Here is an 18,753-nt window from a genome sequence, read left to right as displayed (position 1 = left end):
AGCGCGTAGCTTCATGGCGTTTAAGTTCATATTTAAATTATGTTTGAAGATTCAGTTTGATTTACGGGCACGTTTTTAACGAAATACATCCCTGTATTTCGCCATACTGGCCAGCTTCGCTGTTCAAATTTATTCCTGATAAATTTGTGGCTCGTTTTTGTCGTGTAACAAAAATGAACAAGAGGGCGCCATGGATTGCGCAAGATACGCTCATGGGAGATAGAAGAATCAGTTGACATTGCCAAAAGCCAGCTCGAACCAACTAACAGAAGAGAAGGTTAAGCGCTACAACTAAACAATTTTCAAATAACTCACAATTAACACAGCTACAAATCCCCGCTACAACATTCTTACTTTCGGATCCCGCACATTTAATCGATAAGTACGCTTCACTTCCTGCATATTCTCAACATAACTTATTGTTAAGTAACAACGTGTGCCTGAATGAAGTTTGATTTGTGTGGGTAGCGTAAAGGTAAAATCAAGCAAAGTAGTATCGCCGTCAAACTCAATTTTTAATGGTAAAGTATCAGACCAAATCTCATTTAAACCGCTTTCATAACCTGGCGCAAGTATTTGAAGTATCGCTTGATTAAACTTCTTAAAATGCGGCTGATTAATAACTATTTGCCCTTTTGTTTCAACACCTAACATCACAATTTTACTATCGAGCATTAAAGGCGCTTTGCCCAACACCAAAAAGCGATTATTTGCTGATTGTGAAGCTATTAAAAGGCCAACAATACATAGAGAACAAATCACAATAAATGGCCAATTTAGTGCCACTTGCAAGCTGGTTGCAATCAAGCATCCGGCAATCAAAATTACAGAAATAGCGTATGCTACAAACTTAAACTGCGCGCTGCGCTTACTTTGTTCACTGTTAATTTTGACCATCTTCCAACCTAGTTTAACTATCTAATTCTATTAACTATTCTACCTTTTAAGATGATTAAAGTTCGCCCTTCCATCACCTTATATTGCCATTAAACACAAAAAAGCGGAGCAATTGCTCCGCTTTTAACTTAAGTCTTTATTTAAATCGTATTAGAAGCCTAATAAATTGTAAGCAAAGAACTTATTAGCAACTGTATTAATAAAAATCAGCGCCAAAATAAATGGAATAAAGGTTGATAGTGAGAAGTTTACATACTTCTCGGTAAAGCTACCTGCATACTCAGGCGCACCTTGGCTAAGCTCTTCAGTTAGCTTTGCTTTTTTCCAACGGTACATTACGAACAAACACACCATTAAGCCGTTTAACGGTAAGATGGTGTCGTAAAACACATCGTATATAAAATCAAACAGGCTCTTTTTAGTTGCAGGATCGTGGTCACCATAGTTAAACATTGTGCTTAACCACTCACTCATACCAAACGACATGGTACATAAAATGGTTAAAATACCCATGCTACCTGCAAGTAATAGCAATGCTTTAAAACGCGAAACGCCCTTTTCTTCAATTAAGGTCGCTGTTGGTACTTCAATAATTGACACAAGTGATGTAATTGCTGCAAAAAATACCAGTAAGAAAAAGATTACGGCGATTGCGCTTGCGCCTACGTAGCCGATATCTTGCTGCATCGCGAGGAAGATTTTTGGTAAATAAACAAAAATCATTGATACCGATGAGTCAGATAACTCCGCAGGATTGGTGTTTGGGTTAAAGCTGAAAATCGCTGGCAAGACCATTAAACCCGCAATAAATGCGACCAATGAGTCAGTTACTGCAACCATTTTTGCACTGCCTACAATATTTTCCTTCTTAGAAATATATGATGCATAAGTCATTAAAATACCCATACCGAGCGACAGCGAGAAAAACGCTTGCGACAGTGCACCATTTAAAACGCTAGCATTCACTTTGCTAAAATCAGGCACAACGTAATAACGAAGGCCAGCAATCGCATTATCTAATGTCAGTACGTAAGCAACAAGGCCAACTAGTAGCACAAATAGCGCTGGCATAAGCAGTTTTGCTGCTTTTTCAATGCCCTGCTTTACACCGCCAAGTAGAATTAGATTAACCAGCACACCAACGCCTACCATGTAAAAAAATACACTGGTTTGGTTTATAAACTGACCAAAATTGCTGGGATCGGCAAGTGCATCTAAGTTGCCAATGGCTGCCTGAACAAGGTAACCAAAAATCCACACAGTGATCACCATGTAAAACACGCCAATCATAAATGGCGTAAGTACCGCTAAAAATCCAGGATATCGCCACTTACTGCTGTTACCCGATAATTTATTATACGCGCCAAGTGGGTCTTTTTGCGCGCTACGACCCATAGCCATTTCGGCCATCATTACTGGTAAGCAAACAAAAATTACAAACAATGCATAAACAACTAAAAATGCACCACCGCCATTTTTGGTTGCCGATACTGGGAAACCAACGAGGTTTCCAATGCCTACTGCACTGCCTGCAGCGGCCAAAATAAATCCGAGTTTGGAGCTAAAATGCTCTCGCGATGCACTCATGCTGAACCTTAGTATTATTGTTTTCAACCTTGGATGCTATCAGTGTTAAACCTACTGTTTCAAGTTTTCGCGAAAAATGATTTTTAGTTTTATCCTTTCTGTTGATAGAATTATTTTTATATTCAATAAAATAACCAAACAGGTGCTGTATGTGGTACATGATTTATTCAATAGATGTTGAAAACAGCTTAGCGATGCGAAAAGAAGCGCGTCCTGCTCACTTAGCACGCTTAGAAGCGTTAAAAGCAGAAGAACGTTTGTTATCTGCCGGGCCACTACCAGCAATCGACAGCGACGATCCAGGCGAAGCGGGTTTCACTGGTTCATTAGTGATTGCTAAATTCGATTCGTTAGAAGATGCGCGCAGCTGGGCTGCAAACGATCCCTATATCGAAGCGGGTATTTACAAAGAATCAATTGTTAAACCGTTTAAACGAGTTTTACCGTAACTGATTCAGAGTAAGTTCAGTGAACTTTTTGTACATTTAACTTACTCCATAACGTGGCGAGCTAACGTATGAAATATTTGATTAGTCTGATCAGTTGCTTAGTGCTATTTAATGCCAATGCAAGTAATGAAAATGACTCAAAGGTCAAAACATCTTCACAAAATGCGGCAGCGAATAAAGCGCTTAAAAATGTTAACACTCTGGGTTTAACCAAGCGCAGAGCGGCCAAAAAAGTGTCGCAATCTTACCCTGGTAAGATTTTAAGCGTGAAAGAGAACACCCATTACTACAAAGTAAGAATGTTACAACCAAAAGGTAAGGTTGTTGACTTTAAAGTAAATAAATCAAATGGCCAGGTTAAAAAAGGAAAACAATAACAATGCGCATTCTAATAATAGAAGACGATCTGCAACTGGCAGATAATCTAAAACATGCACTTGAAAAAGCCCGTTACAGCGTTGATATGTGTCACGATGGCGAAGCTGGTTTATTTCACCTTACTGAATACCCGTTAGATTTAGCCGTCGTTGATTTAGGCCTACCTAAAATGGATGGCATTGACGTGATCAGCAATGCGAGAAAGCAAGGCATTGATATTCCGATTTTAATCTTAACTGCCCGCGACCGCTGGCAAGATAAAGTGGAAGGGTTAGACGCCGGTGCTGATGACTACTTAACCAAACCATTTCATAACGAAGAATTAATTGCCCGTTGTAATGCGCTTATTAGACGCAGCGCCGGTAAAGCAGACCCAACTATTACTGCGGGTCCAATTCGCATTCATACCCGTTCTCAGCAAGTATGGGTTAACGACAATGAATTAATGCTCACCGCATACGAGTACAAAGTACTTGAGTACTTAATGGTTAACCCAGAAAAGGTCGTGTCTAAATCTGAGCTAACAGAGCACATTTATGACCAAGACTTCGATTTAGACTCAAACGTAATTGAAGTATTTGTATTACGCCTGCGTAAAAAGCTCGATCCAGACGGCTCAATCGCACCAATTGAAACACTCCGTGGTCGCGGCTACCGTTTAAGCGGCAAACTGTGATCCACCGTATATCGTTAAAAATTAGACAAGGATTTATCCTTGTCTTTTTGCTTTTAGTACTTATGCCTGCCATGTTCTTTTCAATTGGTAAGGCACTTTACGCAAGCTTAGTCGACAACACCGAACGCACACTCGAAGCGCATTTGTACTCACTGATGGCAAAAGTGGAAATTGAGCAAGGCGAACTGGCGCCGATTACCCTAATAGCTCCTGAACTCACTCGCCCCGTATCCGATACCTTTGCCTATATTTATCTTAACAAAGAAATTGCTTGGCAATCTGAATCAACGCTCGGTTATCAATATATTCCAAAACACGCAGCAACCGCGCCCGGTATTATGGACTTTTCGAAAATTGAAGAACTTGATAAGTACTTTCGACAACTTAGCTTTGTGTTTTACATGGATGCCGATGGCATTGAATATCAAGTCACTGTATTGGTATTAAAAGACGAAGAAGCCATTTTATCGCAAATGCAAGACTTCCAAGAAACCTTGAGGCACTGGCTGATTATTATCGCCATAGTGATGGGTTTACTGATTATGCTGGGCTTTTTATGGAGTAGTCACCCACTTAAACGCCTTGATAAAGAAATTGTCGCAATCGAAAGTGGTAATGCCGACCAAATTAATGGTGAATACCCAGAAGAGCTAGAAAAAATTCAGCAAGATCTTAATTTATTATTGGCTACGCAACAAAGGCAAAAAGATAAATATCGCGCATCATTAAGCGACCTTGCCCATGCTTTAAAAACCCCGTTGGCTGTTTTAAAATCAAGTGATCTAGCCAGTAATGGCGACAGTCAAGAACAGCTCGACCGCATCAGTAATATGATTGAACACCAGCTTAAAAAAGTGGCCTCGGGCGGCACTGATACATGGAAAAAACAAACTAAAGTTAAGCCAATACTCGATTCAATTATCAATGCTATGGGTAAAGTGTATCGCGACAAAGGCATTCAATTTATTCAAGCTATTGATGAAAAAAGTACCTTTTTAGGCGATAAAACTGATTTAATGGAATTGCTAGGCAATATACTCGATAATGCCTGCAAAGCATGTGACGCTTTAATTGAAATAAAAGTGAAGCAGTTAGGACAACAACTCATTATCGAAGTTGGTGATGATGGCCCAGGCGTACCCGCAGATAAAATAGAAGAACTTACAATTCGCGGAAAACGCTTAGATACCTACGAACACGGCCACGGTGTTGGCATGGCGATTGTAGGCGACCTGATGGATGCCTATAACGGCAAAATGACCATTGCCACAAGCCAGCTCGGTGGCGCCCTATTTACCTTGGTTTTTAATTATGAATAAATACACTCTTTTTTACACCGTGTTAATGCTGCTGAGCATTAATGCATTAGCTCAAAACGATGAAAAGCCCTGTAGCAAAGGCAAAGTAGTATTGCAGCTACAATGCTTAGATCAAGCCATTATTGACCACAAACGTACACGCCAAACTTGGCTCACAAAATTAGAAAAAGAAGTGGAAATAAAGCAAAATAACACGGGCAATACCCAATTATTTTTAAGTTTTCAACGCAGTAAAAACAGTTTTGATAGCTATATTTCCGATAACTGCCAATGGCGTTATCTCAATGAGTTACCAAATTCTCAGCAAGCTGCACTAAAATACAAGCGATGCGAACTCGCTGTAATTGACCAGCAAATTACCATTTTAAAAGGTGGTTACTAACCCATACACTGCATTCTCAGTAGTACATGGGGTCAGTAAATAGATCCAAATAAAAAAGCAGCGTAATCGCTGCTTTTTTATTTGTTGTTTAGACTGGATTATCTATGTCAATAAACTCAACATTTAAGCCAAATTGCTCAGCTAAATATTCACCCACGGCTTTTACACCATAGCGCTCGGTCGCATGATGCCCCGCAGCAAAAAAGTCGATATTTTGCTCGCGCGCACTGTGAATAGTTTGCTCTGACGCTTCACCGGTAAGGTAGGCATCAATGCCTTGGCTTGCGGCTAAATCAATATAACCTTGACCGCCGCCGGTGCACCACGCAATCGTTTCAATTTTTTTGCCACGCACACTTTCAACTAATGGTTTGCGATTGAGTACACTTTCTATTTTTTCAGCAAACTCTTCAGCCGTAAGTGGTGTTTTTAAGCGACCTTTCACTGCAATGCTTGGCTCACTGAATGGATCAAGCCCTGCTTCGTACTCAATATCTAATAGCTCTGCGAGTTTTGCATTGTTACCAAGGGTTGGATGCACATCAATCGGCAAATGATAGCCAATTAAGCTGATATCATTTTTAATTAACGCGCCAATGCGACGTTTTTTCATACCCGTAATTGGATACGCTTCGCCTTTCCAAAAATAGCCGTGGTGAACCAATATCGCATCAGCATTTTTTTCTATAGCGGCATCTATCAGCGCTTGGCTTGCCGTTACACCCGTTATAATTTTATTAACGGTGTCTTTTCCTTCGACCTGAAGGCCGTTTGGACTAAAGTCTTTAACCTTATGGGGGGCGAGTAAACTATCTAATTCTTGGAGCAATTTAGAAAGTTGCATTATGCTTACCTATAAGTTGTTTTTGATCATTGAATTGTCCTTAACCTACCGTCAAAAATAAAGAAAATTCTCAAAAAATTGAAAAATGACGTGAAACTAGGTATAAATGTATTTTTAACAGTAATCTTCGTATCAAATAAACGGGATATACGATGAGTAAACTCGATAAAACTGAAGTGCTAGCTGCGTTTGAAAAAGCGTATGAAGCAGCAAATGGTAAAAAACCTGAGATCACAGCTAAAAGTGGTTGGTACAGTGTAGATGGCGGTAAAAACGTTCGCCTTGCTGATTTAGTAACGCTTGCAGAGGAACTTTCATCTGGCTCTGCTCCTGCAGCAAAAGAAGAAGCACCAGCTAAGCCTGCTGCTAAAAAAGCACCGGCTAAGAAAGCCGCTACTAAAAAAGCAGCGCCAGTAACTGCAACTAAAGAAAAAGAATACACAGTTACTAAGCCAAACCCAGAAGGCTTTACTGCTGAAGAATTCTGGATTAAAGAGCTTGCTGAGCGTGAGCACGACACACGTCTTCCGCGCGGTGTTGTTTAATAACAAATTCGTTATTAATTAAAAAAGGCAGCTTTCGCTGCCTTTTTTATTGCCTATTACTTTTTAAAGTGACGAACGATTATGCGCGCTGCTGTAATCCACTTTTGGCCCAACGGGTACCACTTGCGTTGGGTTAATCATGGTATGGCTAAAATAGTAATGGCGTTTAATATGATAAAAATCGACCGTTTCAGCCACGCCCGTCACTTGATAAAGCTCGCGAATATAGTTTGCTATGTTCGGATACGACTCAAGCTGACGTTGATTACATTTAAAGTGTGAAAAATAAACCGCATCAAATCGAATTAAGGTAGTGAACAAACGCCAGTCTGCCTCGGTAATTTGTGTACCCACCAAGTAGCGCTGTTTAGCTAAAATGGCTTCAACTTTATCAAGGGCATTAAAAAGCGCAATATACGCCCCTTCATATGCGTCTTGTGTGGTAGCAAAACCCGCTTTGTATACCCCGTTATTAATATTGTGATAAACAAATTCGTTAATTTCATCAATTTCAGCACGTAAATGCAGAGGGTAATAGTCATGCTCGTTGCCTGTTAAATGATTAAAGGCGGTATTAAACATGCGAATAATCTCTGACGACTCATTGCTGACGATACAGTTTTGTTTTTTGTCCCACAGCACTGGCACAGTAACACGGCCGCTGTAGTTTGCGTTATTACGCGTATATATTTGATGCATATAATCAAAATCAAATAATGCATCGCCCGTGCTGTGCTGCGTTTTATCAAATTTCCAACCATGCTCTAACATATCTGGGCTTACAACTGATACAGAAATATGCTGTTCTAGCCCTTTTAATGCGCGAAAAATAAGGGTGCGGTGCGCCCACGGACACGCCAGTGATACATATAAATGATATCGGCCAGATTCTGCTGCAAACCCATTTGTACCTGAAGGGCCTGCTTCACCGTCTTTTGTTAACCAATTACGTAATTGCGCAGCTTCACGTTCGAATTTACCTTTACTGTTTTTGGTGTCGTACCACTTATCGTGCCATTTACCTTCAACTAATAATCCCATGATCTGCTCCTTAAACCTGTGGTAATTCAAAAATAATTAATGTCGCTGGGGTGTTAGATACGTTTTCAAATACTAATTCAGTTTCATCTAACACTTTTGCACCATCACCACTTTCAATTTGAATAGCATTCACTAGAGTGCTGCCTGAAACTTGATGTACATACACAGGTGCATTATTTGATTCAAATATATACTGCTGTTTTGGCTCAAGGATCAGTTGATGTAGCTTTGCATCCTGTTTTATCGCAAGCGTGCCATTTTCGCCATCTGGCGTCACAATCGTCGTTAAACCAACGTCTTTACCAAAATCTTTTTGTTGATAACCGGGTTTGTCGCCAAAACTATTCGGCTCAATCCAGATTTGTAAAAATCTAAGCTCTTCTTCATTTGATGCATTGTATTCACTGTGAAAAATCCCTTTGCCTGCCGACATTAACTGAAATTCACCCACAGGAAGCGTTTTGATATTGCCCGCACTGTCTTTATGTTCAATGGTGCCTGACAATACATAGCTAATAATTTCCATATCGCGGTGGCCATGGGTATCAAACCCAGCGCCCGGTGCCACAACATCATCATTGATAACACGAAGGGCTGAAAAGCCCATGTGTTTTGGGTCGTAGTAATTTGCAAAAGAGAAAGTATGTTTGCTCTTAAGCCAGCCATAGTCAGCGCCGCCGCGCTCATTTGCTTTTCTAAGTGTGATCATCGTACTTACCCCCTAATTAAGCGTGTTGTGTCAATTTATCTGAAATAAGCGCATCCAGTGAGGCTTTACCCGCACCCGAGAACACCAAAGAAATACTTGCTGCCAATAATGCTAAGCCAAACTCATAGCCATTGTTAGACATAAACAGTCCGTTTTCAAAGTGCACAGTAAAGATTGCAACAATCATAGTGCCTGCAAGTGCCAATGCCGCAGGGCGAGTTAATAAGCCAAGTAAAATAAATAAACCGCCAAAAAACTCTGCACTGCCTGCCATTAGCGCCATTAAATAGCCTGGTGCTAAGCCAATAGATTCCATCCATGCACCTGTGCCCTCAAGGCCATAACCCCCAAACCAAGCAAATAATTTTTGCGCGCCATGTGCCATAAAAATAATGCCGATAGGTAATCTTAACGCCAGTGCTGCGTAACCTGCTTGGCTTGATGTCAGTGTTGTTAATAGTGTTTTCATAATTTATTCCTCAAAAATTTTAAACTTATCTAATTTGTTAAAGCATCTGCTTAACTGATGAAATTAAGTATAAGCATGCTAAACTCAATAAAAAATCGGAACATTTTGAACCCTTAGTTCAAATTTTTTGAATAAAAGAATTATGTATCAAGCCATCACTATTGACGCCCTAAAAGCACTCGATGCCATCGATAAAAAAGGCAGTTTTGCCGCCGCAGCCGAATCACTTTATAAAGTGCCTTCGGCGCTAAGCTATACCATCAAAAAACTTGAAGAAGACATTGGCACGCCACTGTTTGACCGTTCAAAACAGCGTGCTGTACTTACCCCCGTTGGTAAGCTGGTGTTAGAACATGGCAGGCAAATTTTGCATTCCACCAGCAAAATGCTCGATGCTGTAAGCCAATTAGAATCAGGTTGGGAAAAACAACTGCGCATCGCCCGTGATACCGTGATCCCTGAAGATGTCATTTTTGATTTATTAAAAGAGTTCACCAAACGACCTGAACAAGTTGATATTCAACTAAGCGTAGAAGCCTTAGGTGGCGGCTGGGATGCCTTACATAGTAAGCGTGCCGATATTGTTATTGGTGCAACAGGCGAGTTGCCAAAAGGCGTGTATCGCACCCACAAAATCGCAGAGCTAAGTTTTATATTTGCTGTGGCAGCATCGCATCCATTGGCAAAGGTTACTACGCCGCTGGACGACGATGATTTAAAACACTACCCTGCGATTGTGGTATCTGACACTTCCACTTTGCTGCCAGAGCGAAGTACAGGGCTATTTAGTGCCAAGCAAGTAATCAATGTTAATTCTATGCAGGCAAAACTCGCAGCACAACTTGCCGGCATTGGTGTGGGGTTCTTGCCAAGTCATATTGCTAAACCGTATCTTGAAAATGGCGAGCTGGTGCAAAAAGAGTGCACCATTCCAAGACCAAAACAAGACTTATACATTGCATGGCATAAAGATAATCAAGGCAAAGCCTTTCAATGGTTTATTGAACGACTATGCCAAGCTAACTGGCAGATTGATACCAATTGCATTAATTAGCTGGTCATGTATTGCGACGGAGAAATGGCTCAGAAACAAGGCTTATAATTCGACATGTAGTTGTTCTAATTAAGAATTTTAAAACGCAGTTTATGGGTCATTTAACTCGCCAGAATGATCAAAGGATTAATAAAATTGGTATTAGTTCCAGCGCCTTGGATCAAAGCCAAAGTAATTAAGCAATAGATCAAAAATAACCGGATCATATGCTTTTAATTCACTGGGTTTTTCAATAAAGGTTTCGGTGATCACCGCAAAGAATTCCGCTTCATTGGTGGCACCGTAACTGTGAATAACGTGGGGCATGCCATACGCCACATGCGCTTTTAACATATTGTAGGCACGAGAAAATTCGCGTCCCCAACTTTCATAGGTAAGTTTGTCTTTTAATAGCGGCGTGCCTGTTGTTGCACCAGTTTCTTGATCGAGTTGATGGGCAAACTCATGAAATACTAAATTATGGCCATCGTTTGGTAAACGGTTACCGTTAAGTACATCATGCCATGAAAGCACCAAAGTACCGCCCGGCCACGACTCTCCTTGCCTAACCGTTTGGTGAAAACTAACAAGCCCAGCGCCATCTCGGCTTTCTGAATTTGCATAATAGGCACTTGGGTAAAGCAAAATTTGCTTCACATTTTTATAAAGCGGCCACGGTTTATTTAGCACCAAAACACAGGCATCGGCCGCTACAATTAACTTCATTGCGTGGTTTACCACTAGGCCATCGCGCCCTAAAAAGTCTTTGGTCGCTAAAAACCAGATGATGTGTTTTTCTAATTGTGCGCGTTCGCTATCTGTCATTCGGCGATAAATCGGCATGTACTTGAGTAATACATTGCGATCGCTGTCGCTTAAGGTGCGCTCTTTTAGTTTATGTTCCCAGTAAATATTGCGTAGCGCATCAAAATGCCAATACGCAGCGATAAATACCAAGGTTAATATTATTAATATGAAGTCCATGCTTCAGCCCTTTTCTACTTCTTAAGTAGTTATTGGGTGAAGCATGGCGTTGTTCAAGGTAGAGAATATATTTTTTAGTTCTTTCTTAAAACAACAACGTCACGGAAAATTGATTCGCTCATGCGGTGTGGCGCTTCAAACTCAAGCGCGCTAAGCCCTGCCGCTTCAAAAACCGCAATCAGCTCTTTGCGTTTTGGAATGTACTTATTAAACGCAATAACGCAAATACCATCTTTGTGCAGTAAATCTGCCCATTGCGGTGCGCATTCTTCTAACACAGCAATCGGGTTACGGGTTTTTTCAGTCGTAAAATGCTGCACACCGTAAGGAATATCACTAATGATTAAATGCTGCTTTTCACGCTTTAATAAATCACACGCGGTCGTCGCATTGCCATTAATAATACGGGTATTAACGCCATTAGCAGTAAAATCAATAAACTTACCCTTGTTTTGTTTATTGGCTTTGCCGATAAAACCTTCTTTAAGCTCATGCTTTTGGCGGTGAAGCTTAGTCCATTTTTTGGCAAAGGTTCTAAAGTCCAATACCGCATTCGGGTCTTGCTCAATGCCTTTAGACTTAATGCCATAACGCATTGCCCACATTAAAGTGGTGCCGCGCCCGCACATTGGGTCAAGCAATTTAATCTTGCTGATGTCTTTTTCTTTACAGAAACTCAAACCCACATTGAGCAACAACTGCGTTAAAATTTCATTGGTTTTGCCTTTGTACTTGCTACCAAATACAAAATCACTGTGTAAGTTAAAATCAGTATTTAACGATAGCGGCGTTAATGTGCCCGAATCATGACTAAAAATACCTTGTACAAACGATAAACGAGCTAGTGCTTCAAGTTTTTGCTCTGGCAATTGGGTTTGTAAAAATTGCATGCCGCCAATCTCGTTTAGTGTCAGGTCATACTCGCCAATACACTGTTTAAACTCTTTTTGTGCAATATCGATGGTTTCGTTAAAATAAGCACCGTTTGCAACAGGTGAAATCAAAATCGCAATGTCTTTCAAAACATTATCCTAATAGACAAATAATACCGTCAATTATATCGCGACTCGGACAAAGAAATAAACGCATGCTACCAATCAACCAGATTAAAACCGATTTTTTAGCCCATATTGGCAACAACAATAGCCATCAACCGATTATTGTGAGCGCCAACACGGGTACGGGTAAATCGACCCAATTGCCAAAGTGGTGCACACACACTGGCAAAGTATTGGTCATTGAGCCAAGGCGTATTGCATGTACTAGCCTTGCCGAGCGCGTCGCAAACGAAATGCAAACGCCCCTTGGCGAAAAAGTGGGTTATGCGATTCGCTTTGAAATACAAGCAAATCACAACAGCGAAATAGTGTTTGTTACCCCAGGTGTGGCACTGCGCTGGTTAAATGAAGGGTTACTAGACGACTTCAATACCATTATGCTCGATGAGTTTCATGAGCGTCGCTGGGATACCGATTTACTGCTGGCTTTACTGCTTGAGCATAATAAAACCAGCAACCAGCCCTATCAGCTGGTGATAACCTCTGCCACATTAAACGCTCAGCAACTCATTAACTATTGTGAGGGCGTACATTTACATGCCGAAGGTAAAGTGTTCCCAGTAGATGAGCAATACCTTGCCCCCGCCATGCGTGATATGCCACATAAAGATAACCTCACTGAGCGCATGGCATTTGCCGCTGAAAAAGCGTACCAACTTGGCAGCCAAGATGTATTGGCATTTTTACCCGGCAAAGGGGAAATTCAACTGTGTGCCAGCTATTTGCGCACGCGATTGAGCGACCAATTCGATATAATCACCTTGCATGGTGCAAGCCCCATCAGCGAGCAAAAACGCGCTTTGCAACAAGGGGAAAAACGCCGCCTTATTTTAGCGACTAACGTGGCAGAAACATCTTTAACCATTCCCGGTGTTGATGTAGTGATTGATTCGGGGCTTGAGCGCCGCACGCATATTCGTAACGGCCAAAGTGTGTTGGATCTAACCGCAATTGCTAATGACTCCAAACTACAACGCCGCGGCCGCGCTGGGCGCATTAAACAAGGTGTTTACTTAGCACTGTTTGGTCAACATGCACCACTTGAAGCCCATACACCACCTGAAATCCAGCGTGAGAACTTAACGGATATGATGTTGGCAGCCGCGGCAAATAATCATGCTCTTGGCAATTTACGCTTTATCAACCCCCTATCACAACAAGCCCATGATTTAGCGTTTTCAACGCTTAAATCCATCAATGCCATTAACGATGCGGGTATTGCAACTGACTATGGTAAAGCCCTTGCGCCACTGCCCATTGACGTTTCGCTTTCCCATTTAGTGGCAAGCATGCCGAATAACCGCCTAAAGCAGGCAATGGCCGACCTTGCAGGTGCCCTAAGCGTGCCAGCCAAACTGTACACTCTAGATAAGAATTCAGAAAAGTTCCTGCAATTAGAAAATGACTTTCCGAACCTCTGTGACTTTAGCTTGCTCATTGGCTTAGTGCGCGGCCAGTTTTTAGAGTATATCAGCGCAGAAGAAAACGCCCTGATTGAGGCAAAGCAATTTGCCAGCCAGCTGCGTAGCCATTTTGATTTACCCGAACTCAGTAAATACGCCAGTTACAACATCACCGAATTGCAACACGCCATTGCCGCTTTACTGCCAAGCTGCGTGTATATTAAAAAGCAAAATCGCCGTGGCAGTTACAACAATGGTCAGCAAGAAGTGGTGATCGCTAAAGACAGCTACTTAAGTAACGAGCCTGACGCCCTATTGGTACTTAAAACCTACAGCCTTGCTGGGCGTGCAGTAAAAGACCGCAAAACACTGGCAACCAAAGTAAGTCCCATCACCACCAACGTTATTATTGATAATGACTTAGGTGAAGCAAAGCTATGCTCCTCTGAGATTACCGAGCAAAATGAATTAATGGGTAATTACCAATACCAATACGCAGGCACCCCATTAAAATCGTTTAGCGATGTAATTAAAAGCCATGAATTTATAGCCGCCACCGTTAACCTAATTGAAACTGACGCACTTTGTGAGTCGCTTTTTAAAAAATTAACTCAGGAATACCAGCAGCTTTGTCTTTACCAAAATGTGCATAGCACCGATTGGCAATTATTAGCACCACACGAACAAATCACACGGATATTAAGTGATTTAGAAGTTAGCTCGCTTGATGAGTTGGCACTTCTTGATAACAGTGATTTTGCCTATAGCTTAGTTGATGACTACACATGGCAACAGTTTTGTGAACTGTACCCGCTAACAGTGGTGTTGCCACAGCAACAACTTAGGGTGGAATACTTTATTAGCGCAAAACGCGTACTGCTTCATTATATGAGTGGCAAACGGGTTGAAGCACCAAAAAAGTGGGAGCTACCCAATTTTAATGGCGCAAAAATACAATATCGTCGCGCCAGTAAATTGGTGGATATTAAATAACTGTATTTAGATTACGTAAATTCACCCTAAGCTTTTAGCAAGTGCTGTCATTTCTTGCTGAAGTACATTAACAAACTGCGCAACATGAAAGCCGTCCATTAAACCGTGGTGTACATCAATATTGAGTGGCATGGTGCCCAGTTGTTTATCGAATTTACCAAACACAAATTTGGGAATGCCATTTTGCTCACCAAAGGGTGTCGCGTGGGAAAAACCCGTAAAATCAAGCCAAGGTAACACCGACACATGAATACAGTTAAGGCGCCCTTCAATCGTGTTAAATTGCTCTGAGAAAAATGGCTGACTTATTGCTGTTTCGAATGCAATTTTGCCTTTTTCACTAAAGTCAGCAAAGCCTTCAGCATAAGGTAAGTACGAAATTTTAAAGAGGTTTTGCTCATCTAATTGCACCGCGTTGATTTCAATTTTATCGCACAGCCATACTTGGTTGTTATCAATACGATGACAAACGGGTTGATAGCTATTATTGGCACGCAGCAAGGCATAAAGGCAAGCTAAGTAGAAAGACTGACCATTTTGCTTACATGCAGCAAACAATTCACCCGCATCTATACGCACGCACACTGAAAAGTAGGGGTTTGCTAAGTCTTTAAAAAATGAGAAGTGTTCGGCGCGTTGCCAAGTAGAGAGGTCGATTTGAGTTGCCATAATCTTAAAATAAAAATGCCCGCAATTGCGGGCACCTTACCGAGCATAGCATGAACTTTCAAGCTCATTCTGTTACCCTAGCTTTTACAAGTAACAAACGGGTAAATTACAAACCGTTTTCGATGATTTCTTGTGCTAGTTCGTCTGCAATAATGTGCGTTGACTTTTGCTCATCTTCCGAACGTTTGAAGATTTCGCTTAGTGTATCGAAAATACCTTCAACATGCTTAGTTGCAGCTTCTGCACTATAACCTTCTGGCGCTGTTTCGTAGTAAACGTTGATGATACCACCTGCGTTAATTACGTAATCTGGCGCGTATAAAATGCCTTTTTCACGAATGATTTCACCGTGACGAGGCTCTGCTAGCTGGTTATTCGCACACCCTGCGATAATGCCTGCTTTAATGCGAGGAATAGTCTCATCATTGATTGTTGCACCAAGTGCACATGGCGCGTATACATCAACATCTAGGTCGTAGATTTCGTCAATGTTAACCGCAGTTGCGTTAAAGTCGTTTACTACACGGCTTACACGCTCTTCGTTGATGTCTGTTACAAACAGCTCAGCACCTGCTTCGTGTAGGTATTTACATAGAGTGTAAGAAACCGCGCCTAGACCTTGTACTGACACTTTTACACCTGCTAAGTCTTGGTGACCGTGCTTGTGCTGGTAAGCCGCTTTAATACCTAAGAACGTGCCTAGTGCAGTAAATGGTGATGGGTTACCGCTTTTACCTTCAAGGCCAAGTACATAGTTTGTTTCAGTATTCATTACTGCAACGTCATCACAGGTGATGTTCACGTCTTCTGCTGAGTAATAGCTACCACCTAAACGCTCTAAATGACGACCAAATGCTTTAAATAGTGCATCTGATTTGATTTCTTTTGCGTTACCGATGATTACCGATTTACCGCCACCGAATGGTAAGCGCGCAACTGCATTCTTATATGTCATGCCTTTTGATAAACGCAGTACATCGTATACTGCATCTTCGTCACTTGCGTAATCCCATAAACGACAACCACCCACTGCTGGGCCTAATTTAGTGCTGTGTACAGCAATAATTGCTTTTAAGCCAGTTTCTTTGTCTGCACAAAAAACAACGTTTTCGTGGTTATCAAATTCAGTACGATTAAAAACAGTCACACGACTCTCCAACTTGTAAATGTTTAACGCGTATAATAAGTATGGCGTTAAATGAACGGGTTATTCTTGGTTTGCACCGACTCTAACATTATCCTTTCATCAAGACTACAATTTTAGATGAACAACCCAGTTAAACTTACAATTAAACATATTCAATTCCACTTAAGTTTTATTTAATAATAAACAATGCAATTACAGCGCTATTCCAAGCAAAATATCGCAAAGATCCGCTAATATTTAAATTGTAGATTGACGTTTACGTAAGCGATAAGCCAGCAAGATGGTAGAGCGTAAAGAAGAAGTTACAGGGTTCAGGGTTCAGGGTTCAGGGTTCAGGGTTCAGGGTTCAGGGTTCAGGGTTCAGGGTTCAGGGTTCAGGGTTCAGAGCTTAATCAATGCGCAAATACAGCTCAAGCATAATTTCCAATCATTTTTTGTCAGTTAAATTCTTGAATGTGGCAATAAAAAAGAGCGCATAAGCGCCCTTTTTGCTTTGTTAAACTTTTTGCTCAACCAAAAATTATTTTAGTTTTGCGTCTAGCTCTTCAATTTTTGCTTTCCAGATTGCAGGGCCTGCGCTGTGCGCGTTGTTACCTTCGCTATCTACAGCAACAGTTACTGGCATATCTTCTACTTCAAATTCGTAGATTGCTTCCATACCTAAGTCTTCAAACGCAACCACTTTTGCTTTCTTAATTGCTTTTGATACTAAGTACGCTGCACCGCCCACTGCCATTAGGTAGATTGACTTGTTGTTTTTGATTGATTCAACTGTTGCAGGGCCGCGTTCTGCTTTACCAATCATGCCAACAATGCCTGTGTTCTCTAGCATTAAGTCAGTAAATTTATCCATACGGGTTGCTGTTGTTGGGCCCGCAGGACCTACCGCTTCGTCGCCTACTGCATCTACAGGGCCTACGTAGTAGATAAATTTATTTGTGAAATCAACACCTTCAGGTAAGCCTTCACCAGAATTAATCATGTCTTGTAAACGCTTATGCGCAGCATCACGACCAGTTAAGATTTTACCGCTTAACAGTACGGTTTCGCCCATTTTCCAATCGGCTGTGTCTTCTTTTGTTAAGGTATCAAGGTTAACACGGCGTGTATCTTCACCTACTTCAAATGTTACTTCTGGCCAATCTTCTAACTTAGGCGCTTTAAGGTCAGCAGGGCCTGAACCATCTAATGTGAAGTGAACGTGACGCGTTGCCGCACAGTTAGGGATCATCACAACAGGCTTAGATGCCGCGTGTGTTGGTGCTGTTTTGATTTTAATATCAACAACGGTAGTTAAACCACCAAGGCCTTGTGCACCAATACCAGTTTTATTTGCGCGCTCAAAAATCTCTAAACGTAGCTTTTCTTCCGCTGTTTCTGCGCCGCGCTCCATTAACTCATGAATATCAACCGGATCCATCAGTGATTCTTTCGCAAGTACCGCTGCTTTTTCAGCTGTACCACCAATACCGATACCTAACATGCCCGGTGGACACCAGCCCGCACCCATAGTTGGTAGCGTTTTTTCAACCCAAGCAGCAACATCATCAGATGGGTTAAGCATCACCATTTTAGTTTTGTTTTCAGAGCCGCCGCCCTTCGCAGCGATCATTACTTCAACTTCAGCGCCTGGCACCATGTCGATATGCACAACTGACGGTGTGTTATCTTTAGTGTTTTTACGGCTGCCTGCTGGGTCTGCTACGATTGAAGCACGCAGTGGGTTATCTGGATTAAGGTATGCGCGGCGAGTGCCTTCATCAACCATTTGCTGAACCGTCAAGTTGGTTTTATCCCATTTAACGTCCATACCCACTTTAACGAAACACGTCACAATCCCCGTATCTTGACACAGTGGGCGCTTACCTTCTGCCGACATACGAGAGTTAATTAAGATTTGTGCAATCGCATCTTTAGCAGCTTTGCTTTCTTCTTTTTGGTACGCTTTATCAAGCGCTTGTACGAAATCTAGTGGGTGATAAAACGAAATGTATTGCAATGCATCTTCGATGCTGTCAATAAAGTCTTGCTGACGGATAGTGCTCATTATGTATCCTTATTATATGCCGTGACGGTGGCAAATGTTTACAGTGTGAATAGTGTCAAACACAGCTTACTCATGCAATCTGTGCAGTAATTCGTTAAACTATGCATGTATAATAACCTCCCA

General features: G+C 41.5%; 19 protein-coding genes. 8 read left to right on the top strand and 11 right to left on the bottom strand.

The features are described from left to right. Positions 1-339: 339 nt before the first annotated feature. On the bottom strand, positions 340-897 hold the full coding sequence (locus ACHSBP_RS03790) for a hypothetical protein (RefSeq protein WP_395388178.1): 558 nt from the start codon (positions 895-897) through the stop codon (positions 340-342). 150 nt (positions 898-1,047) lie between these two features. Next, positions 1,048-2,484, bottom strand: coding sequence for a sodium-dependent transporter (locus ACHSBP_RS03785; protein WP_010560350.1), 1,437 nt, complete (start codon positions 2,482-2,484; stop codon positions 1,048-1,050). Positions 2,485-2,633: 149 nt separating this feature from the next. Between ACHSBP_RS03785 and ACHSBP_RS03780 the strand changes: the two genes are divergently transcribed. The 5 genes from ACHSBP_RS03780 (at position 2,634) to ACHSBP_RS03760 (ending at position 5,688) form a co-directional block, all read left to right on the top strand. Then, on the top strand, positions 2,634-2,933 hold the full coding sequence (locus ACHSBP_RS03780; RefSeq protein ID WP_010560351.1) for a YciI family protein: 300 nt from the start codon (positions 2,634-2,636) through the stop codon (positions 2,931-2,933). 68 nt (positions 2,934-3,001) lie between these two features. Beyond that, a complete protein-coding gene (locus tag ACHSBP_RS03775) occupies positions 3,002-3,310 on the top strand; it encodes a PepSY domain-containing protein (protein ID WP_010560352.1) in 309 nt (102 codons plus the stop codon). 2 nt (positions 3,311-3,312) lie between these two features. Then, positions 3,313-3,987 carry a response regulator transcription factor gene (locus tag ACHSBP_RS03770; RefSeq protein ID WP_010560353.1) on the top strand — a complete coding sequence of 225 codons (675 nt, stop codon included), beginning with the start codon at positions 3,313-3,315 and terminating at the stop codon, positions 3,985-3,987. 47 nt (positions 3,988-4,034) lie between these two features. After that, positions 4,035-5,306, top strand: a complete 1,272-nt coding sequence (locus tag ACHSBP_RS03765; protein ID WP_395388177.1) for an ATP-binding protein — start codon at positions 4,035-4,037, stop codon at positions 5,304-5,306. After that, complete coding sequence (locus tag ACHSBP_RS03760) at positions 5,299-5,688, top strand: hypothetical protein (protein ID WP_010560355.1); 390 nt, start codon at positions 5,299-5,301, stop codon at positions 5,686-5,688. Before ACHSBP_RS03765 ends, ACHSBP_RS03760 begins: the two co-directional genes overlap by 8 nt. 88 nt (positions 5,689-5,776) lie before the next feature. On the opposite strand, the gene ACHSBP_RS03755 is transcribed toward ACHSBP_RS03760, so the two are convergent. Then, the gene (locus ACHSBP_RS03755) at positions 5,777-6,532 is read right to left on the bottom strand and encodes a Nif3-like dinuclear metal center hexameric protein (RefSeq protein ID WP_010560356.1); all 756 of its coding nucleotides are present in this window, start codon (positions 6,530-6,532) and stop codon (positions 5,777-5,779) included. Positions 6,533-6,684: 152 nt separating this feature from the next. Between ACHSBP_RS03755 and ACHSBP_RS03750 the strand changes: the two genes are divergently transcribed. Next, positions 6,685-7,077: a hypothetical protein gene (locus ACHSBP_RS03750; protein WP_010560357.1), complete on the top strand. Its 393-nt coding sequence runs from the start codon at positions 6,685-6,687 to the stop codon at positions 7,075-7,077. A gap of 63 nt (positions 7,078-7,140) precedes the next feature. Here the strand turns inward: ACHSBP_RS03750 and ACHSBP_RS03745 are convergent, their stop codons facing one another. The 3 genes from ACHSBP_RS03745 to ACHSBP_RS03735 are packed head-to-tail and all read right to left on the bottom strand — an operon-like array spanning position 7,141 to position 9,296. After that, a complete protein-coding gene (locus tag ACHSBP_RS03745) occupies positions 7,141-8,118 on the bottom strand; it encodes a glutathione S-transferase family protein (protein WP_010560358.1) in 978 nt (325 codons plus the stop codon). 10 nt (positions 8,119-8,128) lie between these two features. Then, positions 8,129-8,827 (bottom strand): pirin-like bicupin family protein, encoded by a 699-nt coding sequence (locus ACHSBP_RS03740; RefSeq protein WP_010560359.1) that lies wholly within the window; start codon positions 8,825-8,827, stop codon positions 8,129-8,131. Positions 8,828-8,843: 16 nt separating this feature from the next. Next, positions 8,844-9,296, bottom strand: a complete 453-nt coding sequence (locus tag ACHSBP_RS03735; protein WP_010560360.1) for a DoxX family protein — start codon at positions 9,294-9,296, stop codon at positions 8,844-8,846. Between the two features lie 142 nt (positions 9,297-9,438). Here ACHSBP_RS03735 and ACHSBP_RS03730 point away from each other — a divergent pair, with 142 nt between their 5' ends. Then, a complete protein-coding gene (locus ACHSBP_RS03730; protein WP_395388176.1) occupies positions 9,439-10,350 on the top strand; it encodes a LysR substrate-binding domain-containing protein in 912 nt (303 codons plus the stop codon). Between the two features lie 141 nt (positions 10,351-10,491). Here ACHSBP_RS03730 and ACHSBP_RS03725 read toward each other — a convergent pair whose 3' ends face one another. Together ACHSBP_RS03725 and ACHSBP_RS03720 are read right to left on the bottom strand one after the other, a co-directional pair. Continuing rightward, a complete protein-coding gene (locus ACHSBP_RS03725; protein ID WP_010560362.1) occupies positions 10,492-11,313 on the bottom strand; it encodes a M90 family metallopeptidase in 822 nt (273 codons plus the stop codon). A 74-nt stretch (positions 11,314-11,387) separates the two neighbouring features. Then, positions 11,388-12,335 (bottom strand): TRM11 family methyltransferase, encoded by a 948-nt coding sequence (locus tag ACHSBP_RS03720; protein ID WP_010560363.1) that lies wholly within the window; start codon positions 12,333-12,335, stop codon positions 11,388-11,390. 65 nt (positions 12,336-12,400) lie between these two features. Between ACHSBP_RS03720 and ACHSBP_RS03715 the strand changes: the two genes are divergently transcribed. Continuing rightward, positions 12,401-14,767: a helicase-related protein gene (locus ACHSBP_RS03715; protein ID WP_395388175.1), complete on the top strand. Its 2,367-nt coding sequence runs from the start codon at positions 12,401-12,403 to the stop codon at positions 14,765-14,767. Positions 14,768-14,788: 21 nt separating this feature from the next. Here ACHSBP_RS03715 and ACHSBP_RS03710 read toward each other — a convergent pair whose 3' ends face one another. The 3 genes from ACHSBP_RS03710 to ACHSBP_RS03700 form a co-directional block, all read right to left on the bottom strand. Further along, complete coding sequence (locus ACHSBP_RS03710; RefSeq protein WP_395388174.1) at positions 14,789-15,436, bottom strand: CatA-like O-acetyltransferase; 648 nt, start codon at positions 15,434-15,436, stop codon at positions 14,789-14,791. A 106-nt stretch (positions 15,437-15,542) separates the two neighbouring features. After that, on the bottom strand, positions 15,543-16,583 hold the full coding sequence (locus ACHSBP_RS03705) for a Glu/Leu/Phe/Val dehydrogenase dimerization domain-containing protein (protein WP_010560366.1): 1,041 nt from the start codon (positions 16,581-16,583) through the stop codon (positions 15,543-15,545). A gap of 520 nt (positions 16,584-17,103) precedes the next feature. Beyond that, positions 17,104-18,630, bottom strand: a complete 1,527-nt coding sequence (locus ACHSBP_RS03700; protein WP_010560367.1) for a fumarate hydratase — start codon at positions 18,628-18,630, stop codon at positions 17,104-17,106. Positions 18,631-18,753: the final 123 nt, after the last annotated feature.

This window comes from Pseudoalteromonas sp. XMcav1-K (genome assembly GCF_044005875.1).
In the GTDB taxonomy this organism is placed as follows: domain Bacteria; phylum Pseudomonadota; class Gammaproteobacteria; order Enterobacterales; family Alteromonadaceae; genus Pseudoalteromonas; species Pseudoalteromonas spongiae.
The sequence above is the reverse complement of the archived record's forward strand: the minus strand, read 5'-3'. Positions and strand labels throughout refer to the sequence as shown.